Below are 20,943 nucleotides of genomic sequence, written 5' to 3'. Positions count from 1 at the left end.
GCGGCGTTCCTACGGCAGCGGCTCTCCGGGGTCCTGCGCGGGCCGCTGCGGGTCGGCGTCCCGCGACGCTGCAGGGGCGTCCACGGCAACGTCCTCCTCGGCAGCGGGGTCGACCCCGGTGAGGTTCGTGCGGGACGCCGGCGTGCGGTAGGCCAGCCAGAGCAGCAGCGCCCCGAGCAGGATCATCGGGGCGGACAGCACCTGCCCCATCGTCACCCAGTCCAGCGCGAGGTAGCCCAGCTGGGTGTCCGGGATCCGCAGGAACTCCACGGCGAAGCGGAAGGTGCCGTAGAGGAGCAGGAACAGCCCGGACACCGCCCGCACCGGCCGGCGGCTGCGCGAGAAGACCCACAGCACCGCGAAGAGCACGAGACCCTCGAGGAAGGCCTCGTAGAGCATCGTGGGGTGGCGCGGTCGGTCGTCGGCCGTCGGGAAGACCATCGCCCAGGGCACGTCGGTCGGCTTGCCCCACAGCTCGCCGTTGACGAAGTTGCCGATCCGCCCGAAGAACAGGCCCAGCGGCACGAGCGGGGCGATGAAGTCGGTGACCCGCCAGAAGCCCCTCCCGGTGCGGTGGCCGAAGAGCCAGCAGGCCGCGAGCACGCCGAGCAGCCCGCCGTGGAAGGACATGCCGCCCTCGTCCAGCCGCACGATCCACAGCGGGTTCGCGATCGCCTTGTCCAGGCCGTAGAACAGCACGTAGCCCAGGCGGCCGCCGGCCACGATGCCTACGGTCGCCCACAGGATGAGGTCGCCGACCTCGTCGGCGGTCCAGCCGGAGCCGGGCCGGCGGGCGCGGCGCACGCCGAGCCACCAGCCGACCATGATCCCGACGGCGTACATCAGGCCGTACCAGTGGATCGTCAGCGGCCCCACGTCGAAGCCCGGCGGGATGTCCGGGTAGGGGATCACGGCCGGCAGCAGCGCGGTCGGGGGAAGGCTCATGGCAGGGCGGTCCTTCGTCCGTCAGGCGTCGGGGGACGCGACCTTCTGGGCACGGGCTGCCTCGCGAGCAGCGGCGCGCTGCCGGCGCAGGCGCGAGGCGAGGCCGCCGAGCTCCCTGCGCCCCCGCTGGACGGCGGGCACCAGGCGGTGGAGCACGGCATACAGGGTCTTGTTGTGCACCACGTCGACCTCGCCGACGAACTCGGTGGCACCCCCGTCGCCCTTGCAGAACGCCCGCTTGAACAGGTAGAGCCCGTCCTGCGGGTCGAGCGCGAAGACACCACCCATGTCGTAGCTCTCGGCGCCGCGCGAAAGCCCCCAGACCATGAGCTCGTGGTTCATCACCTGGTTGGGCGCGAGGTTGCGCTTGAGGTCGTTGGAGCCGGCGTAGAGGTAGTAGAGCTTGCCGTGGTAGTCGACCGTCACCGAGGCGGCGAGCACGTCGTCCTCGTGCCGCGCGTGGGCGACCCGCATCCGGTCCCCGAAGGCCTCGCGCATCCGGTGGAAGTAGGGCAGCCCGCGGGTGGTGATCTCGTTGCGCCGGGCCATGAAGGAGTAGATCTCGTGGAACGTGCGCAGCCCCTCCTCGGTGTCGGCGGGGACGACGACCACGCCCTTCCTGCGTCCGGTGCGGACGCGGTTGCGCGCCTTGCCGTCGTACTTCGCCAGCAGCTCCTCCTCGCTGAGCTCCTGGCCGTCCTCGTCCTGCAGCCGCACGATCATGCAGTAGCGCGGCTGGACCAGGTCGTCCTTGCCGGCCCCGACGTTCTTGACCACCCAGCCCTCCTGGGCGCGCAACCAGGCGTCCAGCTCGGGGGTGAACGGCACCTCGGGGTCGAGCTTGGTCATCACCGCCCGGTGCTTGCGCACCAGCGGCGCGGCCTCCGCGAGGAGGCGGTGCACCATATCCGGGTCGTCCCAGTCGACCAGCGGTCCGCGGGGGGCGTAGAGCACCGAGAACCCGCCCGGCAGACGTCGCACGAGGAGGGTCATCGCGGCGACGACCGCGCCGCCCTCCTCGAGGTAGACAGCCTCCTGCCCCCAGTCGTCCTTGACGAGCCCCCAGCGCAGGTCCTGGGTGAGCGACCGCAGCGGGTGCGAGCGCACGAAGTCGTCGTAGCGCGTGACGGCGTCGGGGTCGGTCAGGTCGAGGACGGGCACGCCCGTAACGGTACCTGGCTCACAGGTGGGACCGGACCACCTGCACCGCCCGGGCGGCGGCCCCGGCGGTGACGAACGGCGCCGTCTGCAGGGTGACCACACGCCGGGAGACGTCCTCGGCGACCGGGCTGCCCGACGGGTCGTAGCTGAAGGCCGCCGGGTCGGTGGGACCGGGGAACAGGGTGGGGCTGTACCACCGGTCGGCAGGCACCCCCTCACTGCGCAGCGCCGCCACCACCGCCCCCGCCCGGTCGGGTCCGTCGAGCAGGACCGGGTAGCGCACCAGGGCCAGCTTCGGGTCCTCGAGCAGCCGCGGGACCGTGATGCCGGTCAGTCCGGCGAGCCCGTCGCGATAGACCGCCGCGGTGCTGCGGCGGTGCGCCGTCCACTCCTCGGTCCTGGGTAGGTGGTGCAGCGTCTCCTCCAGCACGGCGGTCGGGAGCAGGGTCGGCTCGCCGGCGACGCGACCCGCGCGCTCCGAGGGCAGGAGGGCCAGGTCCAGGAGCCCGGTCGAGGCGGCGAGGGTGAGGGCACGGCTGCCCGCTGCCCCCAGGCGACGGGCGGCCCGCAGCACGGGTGCGCCGACCGCGCCGGCCACCGCCTTCCTGCGACCGGCCGGGGGGAGCGTGGCGAGGGCCGCCGAGAGCACCCGGTGCCACGGCCCGCCGCGCAGGGCGGGGTCGACCCACACGGCGGCACCCGACCGCGTCGGCAGGGTCAGCGCGTGCCCGAGGTCGTGCACCGACACGTCGGCGACCGGCTCCCCGTCCTCGCCGCGGGCCAGGTGTCCCAGGCAGTGTGAGGAGTCCTCGACGAGCAGCACGTCCTGCGGCAGGAAGCCGCGCAGCCGGGCCAGCGGCGCGGCCGGGCCGAAGGTGTGCCGCGCGACGAGGGCGCGGGTGGTGGGTGTGAGCGCGCGGGGCACGGTGGCGGGATCCATCGACAGGGTGTCCCGGTCGACGTCGGCCCAGCTCGGCCGCAGCCCCGCCGACACGACCGGCGCGAGCGCGCTCACCGGGGCGAAGGGCTGGACGACGGCCTCCCCGGGACCCGACTGCCGCGCGACCGCCCGCAGCACGACGAGGAGCGCGTGCTGGACCTTGCCCACCAGGTGCCAGTCGGCCGGGTCGGTGCCCGACAGCCCGGCCAGCGCACGGCGCAGCGCGGCAGGGTCGCCGTCGTGACGGGCACCGTCGCGGCCGTCGTCGCTGGTGGGAGCGCTCACGGCACCGAGTGTAGGTGCGCCCGGCCCGGTCGGCGCGCCCACGGGCCGTAAGGTGATCGCCATGCCGCTGACCTTCGTGACCTCCCCCGACCCGCGGGAGTGGGACGCCCGGATCGCCGCGAACCCCGACGGGGGCAACGTCTACCAGAGCCACGCGCTGGGCCAGGTCAAGCGGATGGCCCGCTGGGAGCCGAGGTATGCCGTGTCGGGCGACGTCGCGATGACGGTCCACGCCAAGAAGGCTCCCGGATTCGGCACCGTCTGGTACCTGCCCAAGGGCCCCTGCGTCGACGACGTGGAAGCCCTTCGGCCGGTCGTGGCGGACCTGCGGCAGGCGGCCGCGCGCGAGGGCGTGCTGTTCGTGCGGATCGAGCCGGAGATCCGGGAGAGCGAGGACTCGGTCGCTGCGCTCGCGGGAATGGGCCTGGTGCGCACCGACCCCGTGCAGCCGCACTCCTCGACGGTGGTCTTCGAGCTCCCGGCCTCGGAGGAGGACCTGCTCGCGTCCTACCCGTCCAAGACCCGCAACATGGTGCGCCGCGCGATCCGCGAGGGGGTCGAGGTGGAGCGGGCACCGCATACCGACCAGACCTACGAGCAGATGTGGGACCTGTGGGAGGGCGTCGTCCGCGACCAGGAGCTGGGGGTGCGCGGCAAGGACTACTTCGTGGAGTCGTGGCGCACGATGGTGCGGGGCGGGCTGGCCCAGCCGGTCGTCGCCCGGGTCGAGGGACGGATGGTCGCGTGGGCGCTGGTCACCGTGATCGGCGACGTGGCGGCCTACAAGGAGGGCGCGAGCACGCGGGAGCGGCCGGTGCCGGGGGTGAGCCAGCTCGTCCAGTACGAGGGCATGCGCTGGGCGATCGAGCGCGGGGCGCGCACCTACGACCTCGTCGGCACCCCTCACTCCACCCGGGTCGACGACAAGAGCGACATGCGCTACGGCCTGGGCGTCTTCAAGCGCGGCTTCTCCAAGGACGTCCTCGACTGGGTCGGCGCCTGGGACCTCGTGCTGCGCCCCCGCAGGTATGCGGTGTGGCAGCGGATCGGCCAGCGCGTGGTCACCCGGCTGCAGCGCCGGGAGCCCGGCGACGCCTTCTGGTAGGCCTCCCGACTTCTGGTGACCGTCGGCGTGTCGGCGGACATCGGCCCGCGAGCACGATGTAGTCGTGTGGACGGCGTCATCCGGCGCCCGGGGGACGAAGGGGCAGCGCATGACCACGGACGCGGACGACCTGACCACGACCACCGGGACGGGGGTGCGCAACCTCGTGGTCCACGCCTCGGTGGCCCTCGTGGCCGCGCACCTGGTGGTGGTGCTGCTCCACGAGCTGGCCCACGTGGCCGCCGGCGTGGCGCTCGGCTTCAGCAACGAGCTCTTCCCCTTCGGGGTGGTGCACTCCCCCGAGCCGGACGACGGGCGGGACGTGGTGATGCTGCTGGCCGGGCCGGTGTTCAGCCTGGTCACCGGTCTGCTGGCGATGACCTTCCAGCCGTTCCGGCGCGGGCCCGGGCAGGCGCACCTGCTGTGGCTGTGGTTCGCGGGCATGTCGACGATGGAGGGCATCGGCTATCTCATGCTCACCCCGTTCGGGGTCGGCGACACCGGGACGGCGGCCGACCTCCTCGACGTGCCGGCCCTCGTGTCCTGGGGCGCCCTGGCGGTGGCCGTGCTGGGCACCGTCGGGACGGCGCGCTGGTTCGCGGGGCCCGCGGTCCGGCACACGGCCGGAGACCTGGGCAGCCTGCGGGCCTTCACCTTCTACCCGTGGATCGTGGGCACCGTGGTCGTGCTGGCCCTGAATGCGCTCAACCTCGTGCTCGTCGGCGACGCGCTCGGACCGGAGATGGGCCCGGGCGTCGTCGTCGCCGTGCTCATGGGGGCCTTCGCCCTGGGCGTCTTCGCCCCGATGGCCATGCCGTTCACCACGGCTGTGCAGCGGCGCGATCCCGGGGCGGCGGGCAGCGAACCGATGGCCCTGCCACGCGTGCCGGTTCTGGGTCTGGTGCTGCTCGTCGTGGTGGTGCTGGTCAACCTCGTCGTGCTGGTGCCCGGGTTGAGGATCGGCTGAGCAACGGGCCGTCCGTCAGCGCCGCCGGTTGGTCCTTGCGGTCGCGGGAACCGACCACGGGTCCTCGGGCCACGGGTGCTTGGGGTAGCGGCCACGCATCTCCGCCCTGACCTGCGCGTACGGGCCGACCCAGAAGGACGCCAGGTCGTCGGTCACGGCGAGCGGGCGCCGGGCCGGACTGAGCAGGTGGAACAGGGTGGGCACCCGGCCGTCCACCAGCCGCGGCGTGTCCCTCAGGCCGAAGCACTCCTGCAGCTTGACGGCCACGACGGGCCGCGCGTCGGGGTCGTCGTGCGGCGGGTAGTCCACCGTGATCCGGGACCCGCTGGGCACCTCGAGCCGTTCGGGCACGAGATCGTCGAGGCGCGCGGCCTGCGGCCACGGCAGCAGCCGGCGCAGCGGGTCGGTCAGGTCCACGCGGTCCACCGGTGTCCCGCCCGCCAGCCGCCTCAGCTCCGGTCCGAGCCACTCCTGGGCGCGGTCCGCGAGCGCCTCGTCGGACACGTCGGGCCAGGGGGCGCCGAGGACGCGGTGCAGGAGCGCCAGGCGACGTCGCAGCATCTCCGCCGGGGTCGACCAGCCCAGGATGTCCAGCCCGTCGCGAGCGAGTGCCTCGGCGACCGCCCCGGCCCCCGCCTCGGGAGAGGGCCGGACCGGCGTGGAGGCGAGCTCGATCGCGCCGACCGCGTCGACCTGCCGCGCGACCACCCGCCCGTCGACGAAGGAGGCCCGCACCTCGCGGGAGCGCAGGGAGCCGGTGGCCAGCTCCACGACCCCCTCCCCCAGGCCCGCAGCCAGCCGCACGACCGCGCCGGTCCCTGCGGCCACGCGTCCCTCGACCAGGGCGACGTCGGCGACCGCGATCCACCGGTGCGGGTGCAGCGGGCTCCCCGGCGGGAGGGCCGCCCGCGTGCCGGACGCCAGCAGCCACGTGTCCCCGTCGCGCCGCGCGACGCGGGACGGGTGGGCCAGCGCGGTCACGAGCCCGGCGACGTCCTCCGGCGGCACGGCGCCCGCCCCCCGGTCCGCGGTCCCGCCGCCGCCGTCCAGCCCGCGTGGGTCACCGACGAGCCGCTCGAGCCGCCGGACCTCAGCGCGCCACCGGGCGGCACCGGGCGGGCGGCCCGACCGCAGGGCGCGCAGGAGGCCGCCCAGGTCCCCGTCCTGCGCCCGGTGGTCGTCGGCCAGGGCGGCGACCACCTCTGCGGCGGCCCGGGCTCCGACGAGCGGCGCGCCGGCGAGCAGCGCCCTGGCCTCGCGGGGGTCCGCCGGCACCCGGACGACCCGCAGCCCCAGGCCGGTGATGCGGCCGTCGTGGTCGACGAGCGCCAGCCCGCGCAGCACCTCCTCGGCCGCGCGCGTGGCGGCCGGAGCGGGCGCAGTGAGCAGCGCCATACCGTCCCCGCGGGGCGAGCCCCAGGCGGCGAGCGTGAGCAGCGCGCCGGTGAGGTCGGTGGAGGCGATCTCCGGGGTGGTGTGCTCCGGGGCGTGGACGAACGTCGCCTCGTCGAGGCAGCGGACGACGGTGCCGGGGCCGAGGCGGGCGGCGCGCCCGGCGCGCTGGGTCATCGCGGCGCGCGAGGCCTGCACGGTGACCAGCCCGGACATGTCCCGGCGCAGGTCGCGCCGCGGCTCGCGGGAGAGTCCCGCGTCCACGACGAGCCGGACCCCCGGGACGGTCAGCGAGGACTCGGCCAGCGCCGTCGACACCACGACACGGGGCGGGTCCCCGGGACACCGTCCGGACACGGCCCGCTCCTGGGCCCGCGCGTCGAGCCGCCCGTGGAGCGGCAGGACCTCCGTGCCGGGCGCCAGCCGCGCCACCTGCTCCACGACCCGGTCCACCTCCCGCACGCCCGGCACGAAGACCAGCGCGTCGACGGCGGGGTCGGCCGCCAGCGCGCGGGCGTGCTGCCCGGCCACCGTCCGTGCGACGTGGGCGAGGAAGTCGTCCGCGACGCCACGTGCGTCGGTGCGCGAGCCGGGCGCGGGCGCCCAGACCACCTCGAGGGGATGCTGCTGCGAGGCGTGGTCGACCACCGGGGCGGGCCCGTCCTCGCCGCCGAGCACCGCCGCGAGCGCCGGCACGTCGAGGGTCGCGGACATCGCGACGAGCAGCAGGTCCGGCCGCAGCGCGCGGGCCTCGCCGAGCATGCCGACCAGCAGGTCGGTGTCCAGGCCCCGCTCGTGCACCTCGTCGAGGACCACGGCCCCGACCCCAGGCAGCTCCGGGTCGTCGAGCAGCCGCCGGACCAGGACGCCGGCGGTGACGAACTCCACGACCGTGCCGTGGCCCACCCGCCGCTCCCCGCGCACCGTGCTGCCCACCAGGTCGCCGACCGAGGTGCCGGTCAGCGACGCCAGCCGGCGTGCCGCCGCCCGCACGACGACCCTGCGCGGACCGGTGACCACGACCCGGCGCGGGCCCCGGCGCCCCGCCAGGAGGTCGGCGGCCGCGGGCGGGGCGAGCGTGGTCTTGCCGGCCCCGGGCTGGGCGCGCACGACGGCGACGCCGCGTGCCTCCAGCGCCTGGCGCAGCTGCGGCAGCGCCTCGGCGAACGGCAGCCCCCGGCCGATCACGGCCAGGTCGAAGGGGGCCACGGGCCTAGTAGAAGGGGCCGGACTTCGCGGTCAGCCGGCGGTAGACCGGCATCCCGACCCGGTCCCAGGCCCGGAACGTCCGCGGCCGCAGCACCAGCTGCATGGTCCCGACCTGGTCGACGATCGGGCCGAAGGCGGTCTTGAACTGCACGAGCGGGTGCATCGGGTGAGACTCGTCGTCGGCGTCCCAGCTCGGCGGGGCGCCGTACATGTCGTAGGTGGTCGCGCCGTGCTCCTTGCACCAGCGCATGGCCTCCCACTGCACCTTGTACTGCAGCCCGTTGCTGTCCCGGGTCCGCAGCGAGCCGCCGTCCTTGTAGTAGCCGAGCCCGTCGCGGTAGATGATGAACGCGCCAGCCTCGTGGTCGCCGTCCTCGCGCGGCCTGGCGAGCACGAAGTGTCCCAGCCCGGCCTCGATGTAGGTCCGCCAGAGCCCCTCGTGGTAGGCCCGCGGCCGGCGCTCCTGCACCCCGGCGCGCTCGAGCGTCTCGTCGTAGAGACGCCACATCACCTCGAAGGCATCCTCGTCGGTGCGGTGCTCGACGACCGCCTCGGAGCTCTTGCGGATGTAGCGCCGGGCCCGTTGCCGGAAGCCGGCCAGGATCTCCTCCTCGTCCGGCCGCAGGTCGACCAGCACCGTGTGCTGCCCCAGCTGGAGGTCTGGGTGGTCGCGCATCCCCGGCACCGAGGCGATCAGGTTCTCGCGGTCCTGCGGTCCCTCGGCGGTCACCGAGGGCTCGAGGACGACCGCGAACGGTCGGCCGATCCCGGCGGGGCGCAGGTCCTCGAAGCAGGCACGGGCGTGGTCGGCGTCGGCGACCCGCGGGCCCATCGGGCAGTACCAGAGCTCCCCGAACGGCGGCACCCTGCGGTAGAGGTAGAGCGCGTGGACCGGCGGGCGGCCCTCGTGCTCGTGCACGAGGTGCCGGGCACGCCACTCCGGCGCCTTCAGACCGGCGTAGGAGTCCAGCTGGTAGAGCTCAGGACCGCCGGGGTTGCCCCACACCAGGTCGTCCCAGCGGGACCGCTCGTCGGGGGTGGCGTCGCGCAACGTCATACCGGCCACCCTAACCGCCGAGGGGGCGCCCGCCGGACGTGGCGGGCGCCCCCTCGGGGACCGTCGTGCGCTGGTGCGCGGGTGCGGGGACCTCAGCCGGTCGGCTGCTCCCCGGTCTCGGTCGTGCCCGGACCGCCCACGCCGGCCTCGGCGACCGGCAGCGTGTCCGGGACCTCGGCGGGCTTGGGCTGCCCCGCGAAGGTGAAGGCCGCCTGGCGACCCTCGCCCTCGACGTCGACCAGGACGATCTCACCGGCACCCAGATTGCCGAAGAGGATCTTCTCGGAGAGCTGGTCCTCGATCTCGCGCTGGATCGCGCGGCGCAGCGGCCGCGCGCCCAGGACGGGGTCGTAGCCCTTCTTGGCGAGCAGCGCCTTGGCCGCGGGCGTGAGCTCGATGGCCATGTCCTTGTCCTTGAGCCGCTCGTCGAGCCGGGCGACCATCAGGTCCACGATCTGGACGATCTCGTCCTGCGTGAGCTGCGGGAAGACGACGGTCTCGTCCACCCGGTTGAGGAACTCGGGGCGGAAGTGCTGCTTGAGCTCGTCCTCCACCTTGTGCTTCATCCGCTCGTAGTCGCTGCGGCTGTCCGGGCCTGCCGAGAAGCCGAGCGTGACACCCTTGGAGATGTCCCGCGTGCCCAGGTTGGTCGTCATGATGATGACGGTGTTCTTGAAGTCCACGACCCGGCCCTGGGCGTCGGTCAGGCGACCGTCCTCCAGGATCTGCAGCAGGCTGTTGAAGATGTCCGGGTGGGCCTTCTCGATCTCGTCGAAGAGCACCACGGAGAACGGCCGGCGGCGGACCTTCTCGGTCAGCTGGCCGCCCTCCTCGTAGCCGACGTAGCCGGGGGGCGAGCCGAACATCCGGGAGACGGTGTGCTTCTCGGAGTACTCGGACATGTCCAGGGTGATGAGCGAGTCCTCGTCGCCGAAGAGGAACTCCGCCAGGGCCTTGGCCAGCTCGGTCTTGCCGACGCCGGTCGGGCCGGCGAAGATGAACGAGCCGCCCGGACGGCGGGGGTCCTTCAGGCCGGCGCGGGTGCGGCGGATGGCCTGGGACAGCGCGCCGATGGCGTCGTCCATCCCGATGATCCGCTTGTGCAGCTCGTCCTCCATGTTGAGCAGCCGGCTGGACTCCTCCTCGGTCAGCTTGAAGACCGGGATGCCGGTGGCCGCGGCGAGGACCTCGGCGATCAGCTCCTCGTCGACCTCGGCGACGACGTCCAGGTCGCCGTTCTTCCACTCCTTCTCCCGCTCGGTGCGCGCCTGGGTGAGCTTGTGCTCCTCGTCGCGCAGCCGGGCCGCCTTCTCGAAGTCCTGCGCGTCGATCGCGGACTCCTTCTCGCGCTTGGTGTGCGAGATCTTCTCGTCGAACTCGCGCAGGTCCGGCGGCGCGGTCATCCGGCGGATGCGCAGCCGCGCGCCCGCCTCGTCGATCAGGTCGATCGCCTTGTCCGGCAGGAAGCGGTCGTTGATGTAGCGGTCGGCCATGGTGGCCGCCGCCACCAGGGCCGCGTCGGTGATCGAGACGCGGTGGTGCGCCTCGTAGCGGTCGCGCAGCCCCTTGAGGATCTCGATCGCGTGGGCCAGGGTGGGCTCCTGGACCTGGATCGGCTGGAAACGACGCTCCAGCGCGGCGTCCTTCTCGATGTGCTTGCGGTACTCGTCCAGCGTGGTCGCGCCGATCGTCTGCAGCTCGCCGCGGGCCAGCATCGGCTTGAGGATGCTCGCCGCGTCGATGGCGCCCTCGGCGGCACCGGCACCGACGAGGGTGTGGATCTCGTCGATGAACAGGATGATGTCGCCGCGGGTGCGGATCTCCTTGAGGACCTTCTTCAGCCGCTCCTCGAAGTCGCCGCGGTAGCGGCTGCCGGCGACGAGCGCGCCGAGGTCCAGGGTGTAGAGCTGCTTCTCCTTCAGCGTCTCGGGCACCTCGCCGCGGACGATGTCCTGGGCCAGGCCCTCCACGACGGCGGTCTTGCCGACGCCGGGCTCCCCGATCAGCACCGGGTTGTTCTTGGTGCGCCGGGAGAGGATCTGCATGACCCGCTCGATCTCGGCCTGCCTGCCGATGACCGGGTCGAGCTTGCCCTCGCGTGCGGCCTGCGTCAGGTTGCGGCCGAACTGGTCCAGGACCAGCGATCCGGCCTGCTGGCCCTCGGGGCCGCCGCTGGGGCCCACGCCCGCGCTGGCGGTCTCCTTGCCCTGGTAGCCGGAGAGCAGCTGGATGACCTGCTGGCGGACCCGGTTGAGGTCGGCGCCGAGCTTGACCAGCACCTGGGCGGCCACGCCCTCGCCCTCACGGATGAGACCGAGCAGCAGGTGCTCGGTGCCGATGTAGTTGTGCCCCAGCTGCAGGCCCTCGCGCAGGGACAGCTCGAGGACCTTCTTGGCCCGGGGGGTGAAGGGGATGTGTCCGGTCGGGCTCTGCTGGCCCTGGCCGATGATCTCCTGGACCTGCTGGCGCACCGCGTCCAGCGAGATGTCCAGGGACTCCAGGGCCTTGGCCGCCACGCCCTCGCCCTCGTGGATCAGGCCGAGCAGCAGGTGCTCGGTCCCGATGTAGTTGTGGTTGAGCAGCCGCGCCTCTTCCTGCGCGAGCACCACCACCCGCCTGGCGCGGTCGGTGAACCTTTCGAACATCGTCACTCCTTGACTTCGTGGCACGCGGGTCGTTCGAGCTGCACCTGGGTGCCCACGTGCGCGCGGGCGTGCATCCACTCTACGTTGCGTCTGCCTGCCTCAACGTCGCCGAGCGTCGCCTGTGTTCCACGGGTGTGCCGTGTTCGCCCCTGGCATAACGGCTCCGCCTAGGAGATCCCCAGCCCCACCCCCTACCATCGGCGCCCATGCACACCCGCACCCTCACCGTCGCCACCACCGCCGCCGGTCTCGCCCTCGTCCTGGGAGCCTGCACCTCCGGCGGGCCGGAGCCTGCACCCACCTCCGACGAGGCGGCCGTGACCAGTGACGACGGGCTCGAGGGCACCGCCGGCAACCAGGGCTGGATGTGCAACTACGTCAGCCCGACCGCCGTCGAGCTCGCCAACGGCTCGGCCCCGCAGACGACCCGCATGCTGGTCACCGAGGACACCGAGGACAGCTGGGTCTGCGACGTGCTCGTCGGTGGCAAGGGCGAGCAGGAGCCGGTCATCGAGCTGTCGATCCACCTGGGAGAGGGCGCGTGGGCCGACGCACGGGCCCGGGCCGAGGGCGCGGAGGGCGTGGAGCCCGGCCCCGACCACCTCGGCGTCTCCTTCGTCTCCCCGGGCCTGGTCACCGGCCTGACGATGTGCAAGGACCCGCAGTCCGACGACGCCGGCGACAAGATCCCCTACGCGCTGGTCGCCGAGTCCTTCGGGCAGACCGGCGCCGGGGCCACCGAGCATCTCGAGCGGGCGGTCACCGAGACGGCCAAGGCGCTGGACCAGAGCGTCGGCTGCAGCCCCAAGCTGGCCGTCGAGGAGGATGCGGCGCAGACCACCGCGCCCTGAGCCGCTCAGCCGGCCTTCTTGGCCGTGGTCTTGCTGGCCGTCGCCCTCTTCGCCTCGGTCTTCTTCGCAGCGGTCTTCTTCGCAGCGGTCTTCTTCGCAGCGGACTCCTTCGGCGCGGCCTTCTTGGCGGCCGGCTTACTCGGGCGCTCCGAGGCTGGGTCGTCGCCGGACTCGTCGTCGGCCTTCGCCCCGCGACCCTTCTTGGCCCGGTCGACCGAGCGCTGCAGGGCGGCGAGCAGGTCGACGACCTCCCCGGACTCGGCCTCCTCCTCGGCCTCGGGCGCCTCGGTGACGTCGCCGCCCTCGATCTTCCTGGCGACGAGGGCGTCGAGAGCCTCCTTGAAGTCGTCGACGTGGCCCTCGGGCTCGAAGTCGCCGGCCATCGATTCCACGAGCATCTGGGCCATCTGCTTCTCGGCCTTCTTCGGCTCGCTGACCTGGTCGAGGTTGTCGAGCCGGGCGGCGTCGCGCACCTCGTCGGGCCACAGCAGGGTCTGCAGCAGGATCGCGTCGTCCATCACCCGCAGCACCGCCATCGTCATCCGCGTGCGCACCGAGACCGTGACGACCGCGACCCGGTCGGACTCGCGCAGCGCCTCCCTCAGCAGTCCGTAGGCCTTGGCCCCCATGGCGTCCGGCTCGATGAAGTAGGCCTTGTCGTAGAGGATCGGGTCGATCTGGGCCGCCGGGACGAACCTCTCGACCTCGATCTCCTTGCTCGACCGGTTGGGCAGGGAGGCCAGGTCCTCGTCGGTGAGGACCACCGTCCGCCCGTCCTCGGTCTCGTAGGCCTTGGCGATCTCCTTGTAGGGGACCTCCTCACCGTCGGCCTGGGCCACCCGCTTGTAGCGGATCCGGCTGCCGTCGCTGGCGCGCACCTGGTGCAGGCTGATGTCGTGGTTCTCCGTGGCCGAGTAGAGGCGCACGGGCACGTTGACCAGCCCGAAGGAGACCGCACCCTTCCAGATCGCTCGCATTGGTCAAGGATGGACCAATGCGACCCATGCTGGCCACTCCTGGCGACCTGCGCACCGGCCCGCCCGCCGGACCGGCCTGGGTGCACGAGATCAAGTGGGACGGCATCCGGCTGCTCGCGGACGCGGCCGACAGCCGCCTGCGGCTGCTCACCCGCTCCGGCCGGGACATCGCGGTGGCGCTGCCGGAGCTGCACGGCCTGGCGCAGGTCTGCGACGACGTGCTGCTCGACGGGGAGGCGGTCGCGATGGTGGCCGGGCGCCCGTCCTTCAGCCACGTCGTCGACCGCGTGCACACCGCCTCTGCCGTCGCCGCGTCGCGTCTGGCCCGCACGCGCCCGGTGACCTACATGGTCTTCGACCTGCTGCGCCTGGACGGCATGGACCTCACCGGCCTGCCGTGGTCGGCGCGGCGGGCCGCGCTGGAGGACCTCCTCGAGGGCGTCCCGGGGGTGCAGCCCTCCCCCGTCTTCGACGACGGCCGCCAGCTGCTGGCCGCGACCGCCGACCAGCGCCTCGAGGGGGTGGTCAGCAAGCGGCGCGCGTCGCCATACCGAGCGGGCGTGCGCAGCACGGACTGGCTGAAGTTCCCCCACCGCGGCAGGGTCAGCGTCGTGATCGGCGGCTGGCGTCCGCAGACCGGCACGGTCGGCCGGCTCGGCGCGGTCCACGTGGGCGTCCCGGTCGACGACGGAGCCGGTCGACCCCTGCGCGACGACACCGGGGCACTGCGGCTGGACTACCGCGGAAGGGTCGGCGCCGGCCTGGCCGGTCGCGCCGGGGAGCAGCTGCAGGCCCTCCTGGTCGGGGCGCCGACGGCGCCGTACCCCTTCACCGCGGACATCCCGAGGCCCGAGGCGGCCGGCTCGACCTGGCTCGAGCCGCAGGTCGTCATCGACGTCGCCACGCTCGAGGTGACCTCCGACGGGCGGCTGCGGCAGCCGTCCTACCAGGGTGTGCGCACCGACCTGACCCCCGAGGACCTCCTGGAGCAGACATGAGCAGCCAGTCCGTGAGCGTGGCCGGGCGCACCCTGCGGGTGAGCAACCTGGACAAGGTGCTCTATCCCGCGACACGGACCACCAAGGGGGAGGTCCTGTCCCACTACGTCACGCACGCCGAGCAGATCCTGCCCGAGCTGCGGCAGCGGCCGGTGACGAGGATCCGCTGGCCCGAGGGCGTGGAGGCGGCGCACTTCTTCGAGAAGAACCTGCCCTCCGGCGCCCCCGACTGGCTGCCCCGGGTGACCATCGCCACGCCGGGCTCCTCACGGGGCCGGGACACGCTCACCTTCCCGCTCGTCACCGACCTCGCGGCGCTCGTCTACCTGGTCAACCTCGGCAGCCTGGAGCTGCACGTGCCCCAGTGGCGGGTGGGCGAGGACGGAGGGCCGCTGCCCCCGACCGGCTCGTGGTCGACCTCGACCCGGGGCCCGGCGCGGGCCTGCACGAGTGCGCCCGGGTCGCGCTCCTGGTGCGGGAGCGGCTGGAGTCGGTGGGGCTGGCCACGCGTCCGGTCACCAGCGGCAGCAAGGGCATGCAGCTCTACGCCGACCTCGAGGGCACCCGCTCCTCCGACGAGGTCAGCGCAGTGGCCAAGGCCCTGGCCGAGCACCTCGAGCAGGAGCACCCCGACCTCGTCACGGCGAAGATGACCAAGACCCGAAGGCCCGGCAGGATCTTCCTCGACTGGAGCCAGAACAACGCCGCCAAGACCACGATCTGCCCCTGGTCGCTGCGCGGCCGCGCCCGCCCGCAGGTCGCCCTGCCCCGCACCTGGCAGGAGGTGGAGGCGGCCGCGGCCGGCGAGGTGGAGCTGACCCAGAGGACGATCGAGGAGGTCTGACCCGCCCGGCCGCATCACCTGGGACAATCGGGCGATGACCTGGGCCGAGCACGCGATCTTCTGGCACGTCTACCCGCTGGGCTTCACCGGGGCCCCGCAGCGCGCAGGGCAGACGCCCGACGCGGGCGGCACCCCGTACCCGAGGCTGCGCCAGCTGGTCGACTGGCTCGACTACGCGGTGGGGCTCGGACTCAACGGGCTGCTGCTCGGGCCGGTCTTCGCCTCGGTCAGCCACGGCTACGACACGCTCGACCACGAACGGGTGGACCCCCGGCTCGGCACGCAGGACGATCTCGCCGCGCTGGCGGCGGCCTGCCGCGAGCGCGGCGTCCGCCTGGTGCTGGACGGCGTCTTCAACCACCTGTCCGCCGACCACCCGCTGGTGCGGCGGGCGGTCGCCGCGGGGCCCGGCACCGACGAGGGGCGCTGGATCCGCTGGGTGGACGGCTACCCCCGCTGGTTCGAGGGGCACCCCGGGCTGGTCGAGCTCGACCTGGCCCAGCCGGTCGTCGCCTCCCGGGTCGCCGAGGTGATGACGCACTGGCTGGACCGCGGGGCGGACGGCTGGCGGCTGGACGCCGCCTACGCGCAGGGGGCACAGGTCTGGCGTCCTGTCCTCGACCAGGTCCGCGCCGCCCACCCGGACGCCTGGGTGGTGGGCGAGGTCATCCACGGCGACTACGCCGGCTTCGTGCGGGACTCCGGGGTGGACACGGTCACCCAGTACGAGCTGTGGAAGGCCACCTGGTCCTCGCTGGTGGACGGCAACCTCTACGAGCTGGACCACGCGCTGGGCCGGCACGCGGCGCTGCTCGACACCTTCGTGCCGCAGACCTTCGTCGGCAACCACGACGTCACCCGGATCGCCTCGCGGGTCGGCAAGGACGGCGCCGTCCTGGCGCTCACGATGCTCATGACCGTCGGCGGGGTCCCGTCGGTCTACTACGGCGACGATCAGGGGTTCGAGGGCGTCAAGGAGGAGCGCGAGGGCGGCGACGACGCTGTGCGGCCCTCCTTCCCGGGCACCCCGGGGGAGCTGGCGTCCTGGGGCGAGCCGGTCAGCCGCGCGCACGTGGAGCTGGTCGGGCTGCGGCGCCGTCATCCGTGGCTGGTCCGGGCCCGCACCGAGGCGGTCACCCTCTCCAACGATCACTACGTCTACCGGGCGACGGGGACGCCCGAGGAGGTGCTGGAGGTCGAGCTCGACCTGCGCGGCGGGGGTCACCGCGCCCGGGTGCGCGACGGGGCGGGACAGGCGATCTGGTCGTGGGGCTGAACGCCTCCTTCACGGACGTCCCGAGGGCCGACGCACGTCAGGGAGGTCCGCTATCGTCATGAGGGTGTGACGGTGCCCTCCATGGACGCCGGGGTTCGATGACGACTAGGGGACGGGGTTCGAGGATGACCATGGGACGACGCGTCTCCCGGGCGCGGGCAGGGACGCTCACGGCGGTCACGGCTGCGGCCGCCCTCGCCGCGCTGACGGTCGGGCCGCAGGGCACCGCGCCGCGGGCCGCGGCCGAGCCTGCCGCCACCGGCGCGACCGCGTCCGGCACGACCGAGACCGAGATGGAACCGGCCGCCACCTCCCAGCCGGTCCGCTGGACCGAGGCCCTGGCCGACCAGGCCCCGTGCCCGGAGGGCCGCACCCGCCGCGCGACGCTGCTCGACGAGCACTTCAGCCGTGGGATCCCGCAGGCGGACTTCGCCAACGGCTGGTCGGTCGTCAGCCGGTCCCTCGACGGCCGGGCTGCGCGGTCCGTGGTGAGCGGCTCGGACACCGAGGACTGGTTCTTCGCCCCGTGGGTGCAGGCCCCGGTGGGCGCCCAGACGATGCTGGCGTTCGCCTCGCGCGGCACCGTGCCGGCCTCGGGCTACTCGCGCGCCGACGTCAACTCCGTGTCCACCCGGGTGGCCGCGAACGGCACCCGCTGGCAGGGCCGGGTCTTCGACGTCACCGCCGCGACCCGGGACGAGGACGGCCGGCTGGGCACCTGGTTCCAGCACCGTTCGCGCGCAGGCACGACCCAGTGGTGGGAGGTCGACAACGTCCAGCTCTACACCTGCCGGGCGGCGGCCGTCAGCCGGATCGAGGGCTCCGACCGCTACGCCACCTCCGCCGCCGTCGCGGCGCAGTACCGCCCCGGCCAGGACGTCGTCTACCTCGCCAGCGGCCACGGCTTCGCCGACGCGCTCAGCGGCGGGGCCCTCGCAGCCCGGGACGGGGCGCCGGTCCTGCTCGTGCGGACCGACGCCATCCCGGCGCCGGTCGCGGCCCAGCTCACCCGGCTCTCCCCGACCAGGATCGTCGTGCTCGGCGGGGCCACCGCCGTCGGGGACGCGGTGCTCGAGGCCGCGCGGGCCTACACCGACGGCAGCGAGGAGAGCGTCGTCCGCCTGGCCGGCGCGGACCGCTACGCCACGTCGGCCGCCGTGACCGGCTCCTACCCCGCTGGGGTCGGGACCGTGTGGGTCGCCAGCGGCAGGAGCTTCCCGGACGGACTGTCCGGCGGGGCCGCCGCCGGGCGGCAGGGCTCCCCGCTGCTGCTGACCTCGCCCGTCGAGCTGCTGCCGCAGACCCAGGAGGCCCTCGACCGGCTCGCCCCCGCGGACATCGTCGTCCTGGGCGGACCGGCAGCCGTCCCTGAGGCGGTGGTGGACCAGCTCCGGGCGCACACCACCGGCACCGTCACCCGGCTCGCGGGATCGGACCGCCACGAGACCTCCGCGCTGGTCGCCGACACCTTCCCGCGCGCCCCCGAGCGCGTCTTCCTCGCCACCGGCGCCGCCTTCCCGGACGCACTGTCCGGCTCGGCGCTGGCCGGCAAGGAAGCCGCCCCGGTCCTGCTGACCCGGGCCAGCAGGCTGCCCGCCGACGTCGGCTCGGCCCTGGACCGTCTCGACGCCGGCTCCGGAGTGGTCCTCGGCGGCTACACAGCCGTCCAGTCCACCGTCCTCGACCAGCTCGGCCAGCACGTCGGCTGACCAGGAGGAGGAGCTATGCGCACCACCCGCACCCTGCTCAACGGGGACGTGCTCGTCCTCGACGTGCCCGACGCGGAGACGATGCCCGCCCCGGCGGCGATCGGCGTGCTCGCGCGCGACGGCCTGGAGCTGGAGATCACCACCGGTGGCCCGGGCCACCTGGAGCACTACCTGTCGGTCAGCGGCACCCGGCTCACCGGCGAGGTCCAGCTGCGCCACGGCGCGACCCTGCGCCACGGACGCCACGGCGACGACCCGGCCCGAGGCCTGGTCTTCGCCCTCCGCACCGGCGATCACGAGATCTACGGCACGACGGTGCCCGGCATGGACCTGGAGGGGCTGACCTCCTTCCTCTCCCACGTCGAGGTCGCGACCGGCCCCGCCGGCCCGGTGCTCACACCGGCCGCCCCCGTCGGCTGGTCGGAGCACCGCACCCACGACGTCGCCCAGGTCGTCCGGGTGGTCGGCGGTGCCCGGATCCTGCTCGACGTCCGGCGGACCCGCAACGGGCTCACCCGGCCCTCCGGCCCCGGCCTGGACGTCCGGGGCGGCCGGCTGAGCCGGTCGGCCGACGACGAACGGGTCCACTACGCCGTGCTGGAGACCCCGGCCTTCCTGGTCTACGGCATCCCGGCCGACGAGGAGCACGTCGACGCGGCGGCCACGACGCTGAGCACCGTGACGGCGGAGCTGGGATGAGCATCCTGTCCCCGGCGCTCCTCGGCGCGGTGGGCCTCGTGCTGCTGGCCTCCGCGGCCGGGCACCTACGCTCGCCGGCCGCCCTGCGCCACGGGCTGGACGCGCAGGGCGTCGTGCCGCAGGTCGCCCGCCGCGCCGTCTCCCTCCTGCTCGGGCCGGTCGAGACGGTGCTGGGCGTGGCCGCGATCCTGGCCGCGGTCACCGGTCCCCGGCCCGCGCTCGCCCTCTGGGCCGGTCTGCCGTCCGCCGCGCTCTTCGCGGTCCTCGCCCTCTACCTCACGGCGGTCCTCAGGTCGACGGCCGGCCGGCCGGTCCCGTGCGCGTGCGGCCTGGGCGAGGCTCCGGTCGGCCCGTCCACCGTCCTGCGCGCCGCGTTCCTGGGAGCCATGGCGGCCCTCGGCGGGGCGACCGCGGGCGGCTGGTCACCGGGCACCGCTCCTCACGAGGAGCTCATCGTCGCGCTGGCCGCCGCCCTGGTCCTCGCCGTGGCGACCGCGCTGCTGCCGGCCGCCCGCGCCGTGCCGGCTGCGACGCTGCACGTCCGCACCGTCGACCTCGGAGGTCCCCGTTGAGCTTCATGGAGTCCGCCGTCCTGCTGGCCTGGGTCGCCCTGGTGCTGCTCGCGCTCGGGCTGGCGGGGCTGCTGCGCCAGGTGACGGTGCTCAGCCGCAGCCAGGCCGGGCGGCCCGGGGACGCCACCGCGACGGGCGCGGCGCCGCGCAGCACCCGCGACCTCCTCGGCTTCCGGCTCCCGACGCACGGCGACCTCGCCGGCCTGGTCGCCCCGGGGGCGGGCCGGACCGTGGTGGCGTTCGTCTCGCCCGGCTGCCCCTCCTGCGTCCTCACGCTCCGCGGCCTGGCCGACGTCCCCGAGCTTCAGGACGGCACGGTGCACCTCGTGGCCGTCTCGTCCGGCTCGTGCGAGGCGGCGGCGGCGGACCTGCCCGGGACCGGCCGCTGCGTCGAGCAGGGCCGTCCCCTGATGGAGCAGCTGCACGTGCCGGCCACGCCCTACCTGATGGAGGTCGACGGCGGGGGCACCATCGTCGCGGCCACGCTGCCCGGCCCCGACACCGATCTGGCCGCCTGGGTCCGCCGGACCCCGGGACGGACAGCGACGAAGGAGCACCGATGACGGACGACATCCCCACCCCCGCACCGGTGAGCTTCGCCGACCTGCCGGTGTCGGACCCCGGCCACCTGCGCAAGCGGCTGCGGCCCCGCCCCACCACCCGGCGCGCCTTCGTCGGCTGGGCGCTCGGCGCCGGCACGGCGGTGGGCCTGGGCTCGCTGGCCCTGGTCAACCGGGCCGCCGACCGAGCCCAGGCCGCCGCCTACTGGCAGGACTGGACCGGCACGTCGACCGGCCCGTGCGCCGACTACGCGCGGGACCACACCGAGACCGGCATCCAGTGCGGCGTCTCGCAGATGTGCCTGACCCTGTCCTGCTGCTGGAAGTACCGCAACGGCGCGGGCAACCGGGTCGGCTGGCACAAGAGCGCGCCGGGCGCGGCCGGCTACTACCTGCACCGTCCCGACGACTGCTGGGCCGGGACCTACGACTCCTGGCACTGGAAGTTCAGCGACGGCAACACCTACCGCTGCTCCGACGGCTGGACCTGCAGCGCGGACGGAGCGTGCTTCAAGTCGATCTGCCCATGGGTGGTCTGAGCCCGTCGGTCACGGTCTCCCGGGTGCGGCGCTGGGCGGCCGACCCGTTGCCGCTGCTCGCCCTGGTGGCGGCAGCCGGGGCCGTGCTCGCTGCGCTCCAGGCCGTCGGTGCCGTCACGCCCCCCTGGCAGGTGCCGGCGCTGCTGGGTGTCGTCGCCGCCGGGCTGGCGCTGTCCGGGTCGACCTGAGGACTCAACAGCGCGTGGGCGCTG

At 74.0% G+C, this 20,943-nt stretch carries 19 protein-coding genes and 1 pseudogene; 13 read left to right on the top strand and 7 right to left on the bottom strand.

Features of this window, described 5'->3' with window-relative positions; genetic code table 11:
• Positions 1-9 precede the first annotated feature (9 nt).
• The 3 genes from lgt to DV701_RS14670 are packed head-to-tail and all read right to left on the bottom strand — an operon-like array spanning position 10 to position 3,331.
• Positions 10-945 (bottom strand): prolipoprotein diacylglyceryl transferase, encoded by a 936-nt coding sequence (gene lgt, locus DV701_RS14680; protein WP_114929315.1) that lies wholly within the window; start codon positions 943-945, stop codon positions 10-12.
• Between the two features lie 21 nt (positions 946-966).
• Positions 967-2,106, bottom strand: coding sequence for a lipid II:glycine glycyltransferase FemX (locus tag DV701_RS14675; RefSeq protein ID WP_114929314.1), 1,140 nt, complete (start codon positions 2,104-2,106; stop codon positions 967-969).
• Between the two features lie 19 nt (positions 2,107-2,125).
• Positions 2,126-3,331 carry a DegT/DnrJ/EryC1/StrS family aminotransferase gene (locus DV701_RS14670; protein ID WP_162803070.1) on the bottom strand — a complete coding sequence of 402 codons (1,206 nt, stop codon included), beginning with the start codon at positions 3,329-3,331 and terminating at the stop codon, positions 2,126-2,128.
• A gap of 61 nt (positions 3,332-3,392) precedes the next feature.
• Here DV701_RS14670 and DV701_RS14665 point away from each other — a divergent pair, with 61 nt between their 5' ends.
• Positions 3,393-4,436 carry a lipid II:glycine glycyltransferase FemX gene (locus DV701_RS14665; protein ID WP_114929312.1) on the top strand — a complete coding sequence of 348 codons (1,044 nt, stop codon included), beginning with the start codon at positions 3,393-3,395 and terminating at the stop codon, positions 4,434-4,436.
• 109 nt (positions 4,437-4,545) lie between these two features.
• Positions 4,546-5,403 (top strand): zinc metalloprotease, encoded by an 858-nt coding sequence (locus DV701_RS14660; RefSeq protein WP_114929311.1) that lies wholly within the window; start codon positions 4,546-4,548, stop codon positions 5,401-5,403.
• 15 nt (positions 5,404-5,418) lie between these two features.
• Here DV701_RS14660 and hrpB read toward each other — a convergent pair whose 3' ends face one another.
• The 3 genes from hrpB to DV701_RS14645 form a co-directional block, all read right to left on the bottom strand.
• The gene (gene hrpB, locus DV701_RS14655; RefSeq protein WP_114929310.1) at positions 5,419-8,004 is read right to left on the bottom strand and encodes an ATP-dependent helicase HrpB; all 2,586 of its coding nucleotides are present in this window, start codon (positions 8,002-8,004) and stop codon (positions 5,419-5,421) included.
• Positions 8,005-8,008: 4 nt separating this feature from the next.
• Positions 8,009-9,061, bottom strand: a complete 1,053-nt coding sequence (locus DV701_RS14650) for a lipid II:glycine glycyltransferase FemX (RefSeq protein WP_114929309.1) — start codon at positions 9,059-9,061, stop codon at positions 8,009-8,011.
• A 92-nt stretch (positions 9,062-9,153) separates the two neighbouring features.
• Complete coding sequence (locus DV701_RS14645; protein ID WP_114929308.1) at positions 9,154-11,706, bottom strand: ATP-dependent Clp protease ATP-binding subunit; 2,553 nt, start codon at positions 11,704-11,706, stop codon at positions 9,154-9,156.
• 206 nt (positions 11,707-11,912) lie between these two features.
• On the opposite strand from DV701_RS14645, the gene DV701_RS14640 reads away from it, so the two are divergent.
• Positions 11,913-12,557 (top strand): hypothetical protein, encoded by a 645-nt coding sequence (locus DV701_RS14640; protein ID WP_114929307.1) that lies wholly within the window; start codon positions 11,913-11,915, stop codon positions 12,555-12,557.
• A gap of 5 nt (positions 12,558-12,562) precedes the next feature.
• Here DV701_RS14640 and ku read toward each other — a convergent pair whose 3' ends face one another.
• Positions 12,563-13,534 (bottom strand): non-homologous end joining protein Ku, encoded by a 972-nt coding sequence (gene ku / locus DV701_RS14635; protein ID WP_114929306.1) that lies wholly within the window; start codon positions 13,532-13,534, stop codon positions 12,563-12,565.
• Between the two features lie 17 nt (positions 13,535-13,551).
• On the opposite strand from ku, the gene DV701_RS14630 reads away from it, so the two are divergent.
• From DV701_RS14630 to DV701_RS14590, 10 genes and pseudogenes are all read left to right on the top strand, one after another.
• Positions 13,552-14,532 (top strand): ATP-dependent DNA ligase, encoded by a 981-nt coding sequence (locus DV701_RS14630; RefSeq protein ID WP_114929305.1) that lies wholly within the window; start codon positions 13,552-13,554, stop codon positions 14,530-14,532.
• A pseudogene (gene ligD / locus DV701_RS19265) lies at positions 14,529-14,855 on the top strand (non-homologous end-joining DNA ligase LigD); the annotation flags it as partial. The gene DV701_RS14630 and the pseudogene ligD (DV701_RS19265), both read left to right, overlap by 4 nt.
• A gap of 86 nt (positions 14,856-14,941) precedes the next feature.
• Positions 14,942-15,376, top strand: coding sequence for a non-homologous end-joining DNA ligase LigD (gene ligD / locus DV701_RS18890; protein WP_228255053.1), 435 nt, complete (start codon positions 14,942-14,944; stop codon positions 15,374-15,376).
• 34 nt (positions 15,377-15,410) lie between these two features.
• Entirely contained in the window at positions 15,411-16,652 is a 1,242-nt protein-coding gene (locus tag DV701_RS14620) for an alpha-amylase family glycosyl hydrolase (protein ID WP_114929304.1), read from the top strand.
• A gap of 131 nt (positions 16,653-16,783) precedes the next feature.
• Positions 16,784-18,361, top strand: a complete 1,578-nt coding sequence (locus tag DV701_RS14615) for a cell wall-binding repeat-containing protein (protein ID WP_114929303.1) — start codon at positions 16,784-16,786, stop codon at positions 18,359-18,361.
• Between the two features lie 15 nt (positions 18,362-18,376).
• The gene (locus DV701_RS14610) at positions 18,377-19,060 is read left to right on the top strand and encodes a hypothetical protein (RefSeq protein WP_114929302.1); all 684 of its coding nucleotides are present in this window, start codon (positions 18,377-18,379) and stop codon (positions 19,058-19,060) included.
• Complete coding sequence (locus DV701_RS14605) at positions 19,057-19,632, top strand: MauE/DoxX family redox-associated membrane protein (protein ID WP_114929301.1); 576 nt, start codon at positions 19,057-19,059, stop codon at positions 19,630-19,632. The genes DV701_RS14610 and DV701_RS14605 overlap by 4 nt, the downstream gene beginning before the upstream one ends.
• Positions 19,629-20,195, top strand: a complete 567-nt coding sequence (locus tag DV701_RS14600; protein ID WP_162803069.1) for a thioredoxin domain-containing protein — start codon at positions 19,629-19,631, stop codon at positions 20,193-20,195. The genes DV701_RS14605 and DV701_RS14600 overlap by 4 nt, the downstream gene beginning before the upstream one ends.
• Positions 20,192-20,731 (top strand): hypothetical protein, encoded by a 540-nt coding sequence (locus tag DV701_RS14595; protein WP_114929298.1) that lies wholly within the window; start codon positions 20,192-20,194, stop codon positions 20,729-20,731. Before DV701_RS14600 ends, DV701_RS14595 begins: the two co-directional genes overlap by 4 nt.
• Entirely contained in the window at positions 20,719-20,919 is a 201-nt protein-coding gene (locus DV701_RS14590) for a hypothetical protein (protein ID WP_114929296.1), read from the top strand. The genes DV701_RS14595 and DV701_RS14590 overlap by 13 nt, the downstream gene beginning before the upstream one ends.
• Positions 20,920-20,943 lie beyond the last annotated feature (24 nt).

The sequence above is a fragment of the Ornithinimicrobium avium genome (assembly GCF_003351765.1).
In the GTDB taxonomy this organism is placed as follows: Bacteria; Actinomycetota; Actinomycetes; order Actinomycetales; family Dermatophilaceae; genus Ornithinicoccus; species Ornithinicoccus avius.
This window is presented reverse-complemented; position numbering and strand designations above follow the sequence as displayed.